The 11,796-nt window shown below is 66.1% G+C and carries 8 protein-coding genes; 6 read left to right on the top strand and 2 right to left on the bottom strand.

The window, feature by feature from the left end:
* Positions 1–354: 2-hydroxyacyl-CoA dehydratase family protein (locus tag VJ673_RS14975; RefSeq protein ID WP_324126935.1), on the top strand; the 354-nt coding region annotated here is incomplete at its 5' end.
* Between the two features lie 177 nt (positions 355–531).
* Entirely contained in the window at positions 532–3,186 is a 2,655-nt protein-coding gene (locus tag VJ673_RS14980) for a winged helix-turn-helix domain-containing protein (RefSeq protein ID WP_324126936.1), read from the top strand.
* 9 nt (positions 3,187–3,195) lie between these two features.
* On the opposite strand, the gene VJ673_RS14985 is transcribed toward VJ673_RS14980, so the two are convergent.
* Positions 3,196–4,854: a long-chain-fatty-acid--CoA ligase gene (locus tag VJ673_RS14985; RefSeq protein ID WP_324126937.1), complete on the bottom strand. Its 1,659-nt coding sequence runs from the start codon at positions 4,852–4,854 to the stop codon at positions 3,196–3,198.
* Between the two features lie 40 nt (positions 4,855–4,894).
* Positions 4,895–5,920, bottom strand: a complete 1,026-nt coding sequence (locus VJ673_RS14990) for a universal stress protein (protein WP_324126938.1) — start codon at positions 5,918–5,920, stop codon at positions 4,895–4,897.
* 394 nt (positions 5,921–6,314) lie between these two features.
* Between VJ673_RS14990 and VJ673_RS14995 the strand changes: the two genes are divergently transcribed.
* The 4 genes from VJ673_RS14995 to VJ673_RS15010 all read left to right on the top strand — a co-directional run.
* Positions 6,315–7,994: a DUF1302 domain-containing protein gene (locus VJ673_RS14995; protein WP_324126940.1), complete on the top strand. Its 1,680-nt coding sequence runs from the start codon at positions 6,315–6,317 to the stop codon at positions 7,992–7,994.
* Positions 7,995–8,004: 10 nt separating this feature from the next.
* A complete protein-coding gene (locus VJ673_RS15000) occupies positions 8,005–9,354 on the top strand; it encodes a DUF1329 domain-containing protein (RefSeq protein ID WP_324126941.1) in 1,350 nt (449 codons plus the stop codon).
* An 83-nt stretch (positions 9,355–9,437) separates the two neighbouring features.
* On the top strand, positions 9,438–10,490 hold the full coding sequence (locus VJ673_RS15005) for a WD40/YVTN/BNR-like repeat-containing protein (protein ID WP_324126943.1): 1,053 nt from the start codon (positions 9,438–9,440) through the stop codon (positions 10,488–10,490).
* Positions 10,491–10,509: 19 nt separating this feature from the next.
* A partial coding sequence (locus VJ673_RS15010) for an efflux RND transporter permease subunit (protein WP_414635661.1) occupies positions 10,510–11,796 on the top strand: 1,287 nt, incomplete at its 3' end.

Here is an 11,796-nt window from a genome sequence, read left to right on the forward strand (position 1 = left end):
CTGGGCGGCGCGCTGCTGTCGTGGTTCACGCCGAACCCCTACGACCGCGTGTGGAACGAAGAGATTCCGCCGCTGGAGTCGATGGCCCGCTTCATCCTCGACTACTTCGTCACCGGCTCGCCGGTGAACCAGATCAAGTACATCGAGAACATGATCGAGGAGTCGGGCTCTAAGGGGATGCTCTTCTACACCTACATCGGCTGCCCCTACGGCGGCATGCACGTCGAGCTCTTCCGCGACCATTTCCACAAGAAGGGCGTGCCGAGCTCGGGTCTGGAAGGCAGCTGGCAGGTCGGGGCGCCGTCGGGTCAGCTGATCACCCGCGTGCGCGCCTTCATCGAAATGTTGTCCTGACGGAACCAGGCCCGAAGGGCCGGCGTTGAGGCACGGGTCGGGGTTGGGCGGCGAAGCCGCTCAATCCCGATCGTTCGTGAACAGCTCCACCGCGCCGGCGCGGCATGGGTGCGGCGAGGCTGTTCGAGGTCTGCTGATGCGATTCCGTTTGATTTCCAACTGCGGTAGTGTCCACCGATGACCCCTGAAGCCGCAGATGCCGAATTCGTTCTGAAAAGCACGCCGCCGCGTGTCTCGAAGGATCAGCTCTTGCGCGGCCGCCTCGGTTGGGACGGGGAGGATCTCCGCAACAAGACGATCATCGAAGTCGTCGCGCCCGCCGGCTTCGGCAAGACTTCGCTGCTCGGTCAGTGGCGGCGGGAAGCCCTGAACCTCGGCGCCCTCGTCGCGTGGCTGAGCTTCGACGAACGCGACGACGTCGCGCGGTTTTCCGGCGCGCTCGCCTATTCGATGCGGATCGCGAGCGGCCGGCCGACCTTCGAGCGCGCGGTCGCGCAGACGATGCGGCAGGGCGGCAACGAGCAGGAAGGCCTGACCGCGTGGCTCGCCGAAGTGGCGAACCTCGGCGCTGAGACGGTGCTGATCCTCGACGAAGTCCAAACCGTATCCGCGTCGGTGCTTGACTCGCTGCTCTATCTGATCCTGAATGCGCCGCCGAACCTTCGCATCGTGCTCGCGTCGCGCAAGGCGCTGCAGCTTCCGCTGTCGAACTTCCTCGCGAGGGGCCTGTATACATCGCTCGATGTGGAGCGGCTCCGTTTCACCCGCCAGGAAACGGCCGCGATCCTGAAGGCCCGATTCAAGGACCGCATCACTGCAGAATCCTGCATGCGGCTGCATGACAAGGCCGCGGGCTGGCCACTGGGGCTGCAGCTGGCGATGGTGGTCATCGAACGCCAGAGCGATCCCAACACGGCGATCGCGACGATGGATGCGGCTACCGGCGACCTCGAACGCTATTTCCTGGAAGGCTTGCTCAACGACCTGGAACCGCGCGTCGTCGAATTCCTCGTCCGGCTCGCCATCCTCGACGCGCTGCAGGTGGAACTGTGCGGCTTCGTCACCGGCTACGAGGACGCGCCCGAGCTGCTGAAACGCTTGCGCGAAACGCTGCCGATCTTCATGGATGGTCCGAGCGCGGAGTGGGTGCGGCTGCATCCGATGGTGCGGGAATTCCTGCTTGGACAGCTGCGCAAGCGTCCCGAGGTGGAGCTCCAGGCGCTGCATGGGCGCGCCGCGCGCTGGCTGGCGGACCATGGCTTGCGCGAAGTGGCGGCTGGCCAGGCGCTTGCCGCGGGTCAGGACGAGCTCGCGCATGGCCTGATCAGCGAGTGCATGTACGGTGCGGCGCTCGAAGCCGATAACGTGCGGCTGCTCTATTGGCTGGAACGCATCCCGCCCGAGGAGCTCGAGCGCCACCCGCGAACGCTGCTCGGCGCGGCGTGGGTGCTGGCGCTAAGCGAGCGGCACCGGCAGGCGGCGCGGTTGATCGAGAAGATCCACGCGGACCCGGCGGCGCCCGTCGAGGAGCGCTTCGAGAGTGCGCTCATCCACGGGGCGGCAGCCTACTTCGCGGATCACATCGACGACATGGTCGACACCTTCGCGCCATGGAAGGACCAGGAGGTCACCTCGTCTTCAACACTGCGCGCGATCTATGCCAATTGCGCCGCCGTCGCGCAGATCTACCGTGGCAACCCTGAGCAGGCGCGGCGCATGATCCGCGCCGCCTACGCCGCCGTATCGCCGACGCTGCAGGCGGTCAGGGGTTGGGGCGAGTGGGGGATCGGTTTCGGCTACCTGTGGGAGGGGCAGGTCCAGCTCGCGCAGGAATGGCTCGCCGAGCCGTCGCGGCGCGCGGACGAAGCCATCGGCCGCCGCAACGGCGTGAGCGCGATGCTGGCGTCGGCATACGCGATGGCCTTGTGGGAACTGGGCGACGTGGATGCGGCCGAGGACGTGCTGCTCGATCGTCTCGACGTGCTGGAGCGCGTGTCGGCCCCCGAAGCGATCGTCATGGGCTATCAGGTCGCCGCGCGGCTCGCGCGCCTGAAGGGGCAGCAACGACGCGCCCTCGATCTGCTCGACAATCTCTTCGCGCTCGGCGAAGTGCGCGGAATGCCGCGCTACTGCGTCGCGAGTCTCTTCGAACAGGCGCGCATGCACCTGGTCCAGGGACGGATGCGTTCCTGTATCGAAGCCTGCGATCGGCTCGCGGCGATGGCGGCTGAGCTCGATCCGGCCTCCTTGCTCGGACGACTGCTGTTGCTACGCATCGCACAGGCGCGCGGCTATGCGGCCATCGCCAGGGCCGACTGGGAAGGCGTGCTGGCGATCCTGGAACCGGCGCTCGAAGAGGCCGACAAGCTTCGCCGGGGCAGGGAAGGGGTCGAGATGAGGTTCTTGCTGGCCGTTGCGCGCATGCACTGCGGCCTCGAATGGAAGTCCCATCGCGACGAGGCGCTCGGCCTCGCGGAGATGTACGGCATGCAGCGCGGCCTGCAGGAGCTGCAGACGCTCGCGGGCGACTGGCGGGCAGGGCACGCCGGCGCGAAGGAGGCGCCGCGAGACGAGCCCGCCCTTGCGCCGGCCCGCGCCGCGGCACCCGCCGAGGTCGTCCGGACCGGCGGCCTACTGACGGCCAAAGAGGAAGAAATCCTCCTGCTGCTCGGCCGCAACCTGTCGAACAAGCAGATCGCCTCGGCGCTCGGGATCAGCGACGAAACGGTCAAGTGGCACGTCAAGCACCTCTTCGTGAAATTCAACGCCGGCTCGCGCCGTCACGTCGTGGACCGGGCGCGCATGCTGGGGATTCTCGGCGAGGGGTACTAGCCGATCGCCTCAGGCGGGCTGGCTTTGGAGATCCGTCGGCCACCGATGGTCGGCAAACATTTCCCGTAGCCGTCCCTTGCGTACCTTGCCGGTGGCCGTGTGTGGAAACTGTTCGACGAAGGCGACGTCGTCGGGGAGCCAGCGCCGGTCGAGCTTCACGGCGAGGTATTCCAGCAACTCGTCGCGGCTTACGTCGAAGTCGGTCCGCGGCAGGATCACGAGCAGGCGGTGCGTCCGGCGCCCGTCTTCGTCAAGCGCGATGACGGCTGCTTCGGCGACGGCAGGGTGGCCGACGGCCGCGTTTTCGAGCTCGATCGACGACATCCAGTCGTCGCCCGATTTGATCGCGTCGGCGGCGCGGTCGGTGATCTGCAGGTAGCCGTCCGCGTCGATCGTCGCGATGTCGCCGGTGTCGAAGAAGCCGTCGGCATCGAGACGCGAGCCTTCGGGCGACTTGAAGTATCCGGAGGCCACCCAGGGCCCGCGCGCCAGCAGCCGGCCGGGCGTGCATCCGTCATGGGCGATCTCGCGTCCTGCATCATCGACGAGCCGCATTTCGATGCCGAAGGGCGGGCGTCCCTGTTTCAGCCCGCGCTGCTCGCTCGGGACGTTGGAAGCATCGGCGTGCATGGCCGTCGGCGGGCAGGTCGCACCGATCGGCGAGGTTTCGGTCATTCCCCACACTTGCGTGACGCGGGCGCCGAAAGTCGAAGCCAGCTTGTCGACGAATTCCCTCGATGAGGCGGTGCCGCCGACGACGACCCGCTCGAGGCACAGCTCCTTGCGCGGATTCCGGCGCATGCCTTCCAGATACTGGAAGAGCGGACTCCAGAACTGCGGCACGCCGAGTGCCAGTGTCACCCGTTCCTCGCGCAGCAACTCGTAGATGCTCCGGCCGTCATGGACCGGCCCGGGCAGCACGAGCTTCATGCCGCACATCGCGGCGGCATAGGGCACTCCCCAGGCATTGACGTGGTACATCGGCGACGCGAGCAGCGCGGACTCGTTTGCAGACAACGCAAGACTGTCGGTTGCGCACAAGGTCATGGCGTGCAGGACCGTCGAGCGGTGGGAGTAGAGCACCCCCTTTGGCGTGCCGGTCGTTCCAGCGGTGTAGCACAGCGACGAGGCCGTCGTCTCGTCGAAAGTCGGCCACTCGAAGTCGGGGTTTGCCTCGGCGATCAGGTCTTCGTAGCAGAGCAGGTTCGGGATGTCGCTCAGCGGAAGGTTCTTGCGGTCTGTCATCGCGACGAAGCGCTTCACGCCCTTCAACGCGGGCGCCAGCCGTTCGACGAGCGGTGCGAAGGTGATGTCGAAGAACAGGTACCGGTCCTCGGCATGATTGATCACATATTCGAGCTGCTCGGGAAACTGGCGCGGATGGATCGTATGCAGGACGGCGCCGATGCCGGACACGCCGTAGTACATCTCCAGGTGCCGATAGCCGTTCCAGGCCAGGGTGCCGATGCGATCGCCCGGCCCGACGCCCAGCGCGAGCAAGGCCGCGGCGACTTGTCTCGAGCGCCGGCTGAGGTCGCCGTAGGTACAGCGGCTCATCGTTCCTTCGGCGGTCCGCGACACGATCTCGGCGCGCGGATGACAGCGCGCCGCATGTTCGATCAGCGAAGAAACGAGCAGGGGGCGATCCTGCATGAGTCCCTTGAGCATGGACGACCTCCTTGGCTTGGCTTGGGTTTGCCGACGATTACTAGGCGGCGCCGTCCGCCGGAGCGAGGTTCACGATGCGGGAGAAGATTTGGCGGAATTCGTTGCCCATATCGCGACGGAAGCGCGGATCGCCGCCTTCGCCGAAGGCCGTGGCAATTCCGTCCCAGTCCTCCGGTGTCAGATGGTTCAGCGCGCCGGGAAGGATGCGGCCTTCGACCTGCTCCATATGCTCCCAGGTCGATCGCTCGCAACTCGCGACCGCCTCCCGCACGTCTGCGAGGGGCGCCGCACCGGCGAGATGGCGTTCGACAGCCGCTTCGAGTTCGGCGATCAGGCGCTGGTGGTCGGCATTTTGCTCGTCCAGTTCTGCGAGGTCGACGTCGTAGCGCGAGCTGCGGCGGCGCAGCCGGCTGAAGAGGTATTCGCTCTCCTTGGGCCGGTGTACCGTGGCCGAGAAGGTCTTCAGGTAGTGGATCATTGTGCGCATCAACTCCGCGTCGGCTGCCCCGCCGGCGTCCCGCTCCGCGTCGAGCAGGTTCAGCCAGGCGTGCAGGACGGCCGCGAGCGAGCGGTGTTCGTCGCGGATCACGTCCAGCACCTGCGACGGCACAGGCGGATTCGACGTCGCGGACACCAGCACCGGCATGCCGGCATTGACGAGGACCTTCAGCGTCTGCGATCCCAGCATCATGCCGATGCTGCTGCGCCGGCCGTGCGACGCCATGTAGATCAGGTCGCAGGCGGCGTCGCGCGCGGCCGCGATGATCGCCCGTGCCGGCGAATCGCTGACCGCAGTCATCGAGCCGCAGGGCACGCCGAAGGCCCGCGCCGCCGCCTCGGCTTTCGCGAGCAGTTCGCGCACGCGCCATTCGTAGGTGTAGGCGAACTTGGCCGGCGACGTCAGGCGCACGATTTCCGCTTCGCCGTCGAGCGCCGCCGCATAGTCGGGTTGCGCGTGGAAGAAGGTGATGTGCGCCCCGAGCGTGCGGGCGAAGTCGATCGCATTGCTGCTGGTCTCGGTCGAGAGATCCGTGCCGTCGATCGGCACGAGTAGATGGCGATACATGGCGGCTCCTGGATTCGATGGGCTCTGCCTCACCCGGTATCCGGCGCTCCCCGGACGGGAGCTCTGATACGGCGGATTCTAATCACGATGGGATCGGTGGCGCCCCCTCCAGGACGGGGGGGCTGTCAGCGCAGCGCGAGGTTGCGACAGCGCTGCGTATCTGTGACTATAAATAATAGGTGTTACACCAGATCTCCAAAAATAATTGCGCGGTTTTCGAGCTCGACTGAGTCGACCGAATCGCGCAAATCCCCGGCACGTGACGTATTCGGCTTCCACCACTCTTCGCAGGGGGGGAAAGAGTGGCCAGCAATGCGCACAATGAATTGCATCCGGCGTTCAAGTTGCCGGACACGCAAAAAATCAAGCCAACCAAAAATAGGGGCTGACGAGGATGGAGACGAGGAAAAAAGGGCTGCAGCTTGCCCGAAGGAAGTCGGCGCTCGCCGTGGCCGCAGCCATATTGGCCATGGGCGGTAACGCTCAGGCGTTCGAGTTCGACACCGGCAATGCCGACCTGCAGGTCCGTTGGGACAACACGGTGCGATACAACGTCGCCACGCGCGTCGAAAAGCGCGACGACAAGATCGGTAATTCGGCGGTCAGCGACGAGGGCACCTACAGCTTCGACAGGGGGGATCTGGTCGCCAACCGGCTCGATCTGCTGTCCGAACTGGACGTGATCTACAAGGGGATGACGGGCTTTCGCGTGAGCGGCGCCGGCTGGTACGACGACGCCTACGGCGACGAGAGCCAGTCGAATCCGAACGCGCCCTTCAACAGCATCCCGAGCTATCGCAATCACGAATACAGCCACTACACGAAGCGCCTCTACCACGGCCCGTCGGGCGAACTGCTGGACGCCTTCGTGTTCGGCAACTTCGACGCGGGCGACGTGCCGGTGCGGCTCAAGGCCGGCCGCCACACGGTGTTCTGGGGCGAGTCCTTGTTCCTCAACGGCGCGCTGAACAGCGTCTCGTACTCTCAGATGCCGCTCGACCTGCAGAAGGGCTTCGCGACGCCGGGCGTCGAGGCGAAGGAGCTGTTCCGCCCGCTGAACCAGGTCTCGGGCCAGGCGCAGGTTACCGATACGCTGTCGGTGGCGGCGCAGTACTTCCTCGATTGGGAAGCCTATCGCTACCCGGAAGGCGGCACCTACCTCGGGCCGGTGGACTTCGCGTTCAACGGGCCGGACCGCCAGTTCATCCCCCGCCTCGGATTTGCCGCCAACGGCAAGCCGGTGGAGCCGAAACATGACGGCGAATACGGCCTCGCGCTGCGCTGGTCGCCCGAGGTGCTCGACGGCACGCTCGGCTTCTACTATCGCCGCTACGCGGACAAGCTGCCGCAGATTCTCCTCACACGGGTCGGGGCAGGCGTCAGCCGCTACAACCTGATCTATGCGGGCGACATCGATCTGTACGGCGTGAGTCTCGCCAAGAACATCGCGGGCATCAGCGTCGGGGCAGAGTTCTCGTATCGCCGCAACACGCCGCTCAATGCGCAGGTGCTGGGGATTTCGCCCACGGGGCTGCCCGACCGCGGCGAGACGACCGGTCCGCGCGGCGATACCTACCACGGTCTCGTCAATTTCCTCGGTGTGATCTCGAAGACGCCGGTGTTCGACGCCGCCAACTGGGCGGCCGAAGTGACCTGGGCTCGTTGGGACAAGGTGCGCAGCGGCAAGAATCTCTTCTATGCAGAAGGCTTCGTGCCCTGCCGTGGCCGCGACAAATGGGACGGTTGTACGACGCGTGATTTCTGGGGCCTGTCGCTGTCCTTCACGCCCACCTGGTACCAAGTGCTGCCCGGCGTCGACCTGTCGGCGCCCGTGTCAGCCTCCGTCGGTCTTTCGGGCAACGCGCCGACCGTGTTCGGCGGCAACGAGGGCAACGGCAACTACAGCGTCGGCCTGTCCGCCGACGTGTTCCAGAAATACCGGATCGACCTGAAGTACATCGACTACTTCGGCCGGTACCGCGACAACGGCACTGCCGTAACAACGCAAAACGGCTTCACCACGCTGCTCAAGGATCGCGGCTTCGTAAGCCTGACACTGAAGACGACGTTCTGAGGAGATCACGATGCGCATTATCAACACAATGATCGCGGCCGCACTGGCGGCGGCAGTGGCTACGCCGGCAGTGGCGGCGATTACGGCCGACGAGGCGAAGAAACTGGGTACGACCCTGACGGCAGTGGGTGCCGAGAAGGGCGCCAACAAGGAAAGCACGATTCCGGAATATACCGGCGGCCAGACGACCGTGCCGGCCGGCTTCAAGGCGGGGGACGGTATTCGTCCGAATCCTTTCGCCGGCGAGAAGCCGCGCCTGACGGTCGACGGCAAGAACATGGCGCAGTACGCCGACAAGCTGACCGAAGGGACCAAGGCGCTGCTGCAGAAGTATCCGAGCTTCCGCGTCGACGTCTATCCGACGCACCGCAGCGTCGCTTTCCCGAAGTTCGTCGTCGACAACACGGCGAAGTGCGCCCAGGCGGCCAAGACCTCCAACGAAGGTCGTTCGATGGAAGGCTGTCATGCCGGCTTCCCGTTCCCGATCCCGAAGACGGGTTACGAGGCGATGTGGAACCACCTCGTGCGCTACAACGGCCAAGCCTATGAGGCGAAGTATCGCAACCTCAACGTCGACGCGAGCGGGCGTACGACGCTTGCGACCGAAGGCAGCAACGTGCAGGAGTTTCCGTTCTGGGATGCGAGCAAGACTTCGGCCGAAACCTACTGGCGGATCAAGAACATCTACAGCGGCCCGGCGCGCCGTGCGGGCGAAGGCCTGCTGATCATCGATCCGCTGGACATCGGCACGAAGGATCGCCGCGCCTGGACTTACCTACCCGGACAGCGTCGCGTGAAAGTCGCGCCGGACCTGTCGCACGACACGCCGAACCCCGGCACGGCCGGCGGCAACACCTTCGACGACATCTTCCTCTTCACCGGTTCGATGGAGCGCTTCGACTTCAAGCTGATCGGCAAGAAGGAGATGTTCGTGCCGTACAACGACTACGCGGCCGTGTATCAGGCGAAGCAGGACGAATTGCTGAAGCCCAATCACCTGAATCCCGACCTCGTGCGCTGGGAGCTGCACCGCGTGTGGGTCGTCGAGGCGACGCTGCGCGAAGGCAAGCGCCATGTTTACAGCAAGCGCGTGTTCTATCTCGACGAGGACTCGTGGGCGGCGCTCGCGTCGGACCAGTATGACGCGCGCGGCCAGCTCTACCGTGCCGGCTTCGCTTACATGGCCCCGAGCTACGACTTGCCCGCGCCTTACACCGACATGTTCGGGCATTACGACCTCGTCGCCGGCATCTACTCGCTGACCGGCTTCATCGCGGAAACGGGCGGCATGCGTCCGATGAAGCCGCTGCCCGACCGCGAGTGGACGGCCGATTCGCTCGCCGGCTCCGGCATTCGCTAACCAAACCACACGGTCTCGTCCCCCGGGCCCCGATGCAACGGCAGTCGTGCATCGGGTCGCCCGGCCTTAACCGGGGAACAGTAATGAAGGTGCACCGATTCGGCGGAGTACTGGCGGCGCTCGCCTTGGCGATGCCCGTCGCGGCATTGGCCGCGGGCTTCCAGGACGTGCTCGACACGCCGGCCGCGACGAGCCCGCTGGCGGCCAAGGGCCTGCTCAACGGGCTGGCGCTGGCGGGCGCCCGGATCGTCGGTGTCGGCCAGCGTGGCCACATCGTGTATTCGGACGACCAGGGCAAGAGCTGGCGCCAGGCGCGGGTCGCGGTGAGCTCCGACCTGGTGGCGGTGAGCTTCCCGACGCCGCAGCAGGGCTGGGCGGTGGGCCACGACGGCGTCGTGCTGCACTCGGCGGATGCCGGTGCGACCTGGGTGAAGCAGCTAGATGGCCGCGCGGTGGGCAGCCTGATGGTCGAGTACTACAAGGCGCAGGCCGGGGCGGATGCCGCGAAGTGGGTGGCGGAGGCCGAACGCTTCGCCGCGCAGGGCGCCGAGAACCCCTTCCTCGACGTGTGGTTTGCGGATGACAAGACGGGCTTCATCGTCGGCGCCTTCAACCTCATCCTGCGCACCGCCGACGGCGGCAAGAGCTGGCAGCCGTGGCTCGACCGCACGGAGAACCCGCAGGCGCTGCATCTGTATGGCGTGCGCGCCGCTGCGGGCGATGTTTTCGTCACCGGCGAGCAGGGCCTCGTGATGCGGCTCGATGCCGCCGCGGGGCGCTTCCGTGCGATCGAAACCCCGTACAAGGGCAGCTACTTCGGCGTCACCGGTACCAAATCGGCGGTGATCGTGTTTGGCCTGCGCGGCAACGCCTGGCGCAGCACCGACGGCGGCGCCTCCTGGCACAAGGTCGAGACCGGCGTGCAGGAAGGCCTCACCGCCGGCGCCGCCGTGGGCGAGCGCGAGGTGTTCCTCGCGAGTCAGGCCGGGCGGCTGCTCATGAGCCACGACGGTGGCGAGCATTTCTCGCCGGTGAAACAGGAACGGGCGCTGCCGGCCGCGGCCGTGCAGGCCCTGGGCCTGGATGCAGTCGTCCTCGCCGGTGCGCGCGGCGTGCGCGTGCAGCCCTTGCAGTAAGAGAACGGAGACCTTCGCGATGGCCGTCGCCCTTGATTCCCAGAACCCGACCCCGGTCGTGCGCTCGCTCTCCGAGTTCGACCGCCACTCGGGCAATCCCCTCGAACGCCTGATCTTCAACCACCGGCTTGCCGTCGTCGCGCTCTGTGCGGTCGTGACCGTGGTGCTCGCGCTCGTCGCAGCGTGGAAGCTGCAGCTCAACGCGAGCTTCGAGAGCATGCTGCCGCAGAGCCAGCCCTACATCAAACACTACCTCGAGAACCGCAAGGAACTGCGTGGCCTCGGTAACGTGCTGCGCGTCGTCGTCGAGAACCCGAAAGGGGACATCTTCGACCCCGCTTACCAGGACGCGCTCAAGAAGATCAACGACGAGCTGATCCTCACCCCCGGCGTCGACCGCGCCTGGGTGAAATCCTTGTGGGCGCCCTCGGTGCGCTGGACCGAAGTGACCGAGGAAGGCTTCCAGGGCGGACCGGTGATGCCCGAATCCTACGATGGCTCGCCGAAAGCGACCGAGCAACTGAAGCTCAACATCGCCCGCTCGGGCAGTGTGGGGCGCTTCGTCGGCAACGACTTCAAGTCCTCGATGATCTTCGTGCCGCTGCTGGACAAGGATCCCGCCACCGGCGCGGCGATCGACTACCGCGCCTTGTCGGCGACGCTCGAAGCCAACATCCGCGCCAAGTTTGAGCAGAGCGGGGCGCCGGTGCGCATCCACGTCATCGGCTTCGCCAAGCTCGTGGGCGACTTGATCGATGGCGTGAGCCAGGTGATGACTTACTTCGCGGTGGCGGCCCTCATCGCGATCGTCGTGATCTACGCCTACACCCGATGCCTGCGCAGCACCTCGCTGGTGGTCGCCTGCTCGGTGATTGCGGTCGTGTGGCAGATGGGGCTCATCGCCGCCTTCGGCTTCGAGCTCGACCCCTTCTCGATCCTCGTCCCCTTCCTGATCTTCGCGATCGGCGTGTCGCACGGCGCGCAGAAGATGAACGGCATCGTGCAGGACATCGGCCGCGGCACGCATCGGCTCGTGGCCGCCCGCTTCACCTTCCGGCGCCTCTTCCTCGCCGGCATGACGGCCCTCGTGGCGGACGCGGTGGGCTTCGCCGTGCTGATGGTGATCGACATCCCGGTGATCCAGGCCCTTGCGCTGACCGCGAGCATCGGCGTCGCGGTGCTGATCTTCACCAACCTCGTGCTGCTGCCGGTGCTCTTGTCCTACACCGGGGTCAGTGCCAAGGCCGCTGCGCGCAGCCTCAAGGCGGAGTCGAGCGCAAGCACAGGCCTTTGGGCCTGGCTCGAA

Source organism: Aromatoleum sp. (genome assembly GCF_035254505.1).
GTDB lineage: Bacteria > Pseudomonadota > Gammaproteobacteria > Burkholderiales > Rhodocyclaceae > Aromatoleum.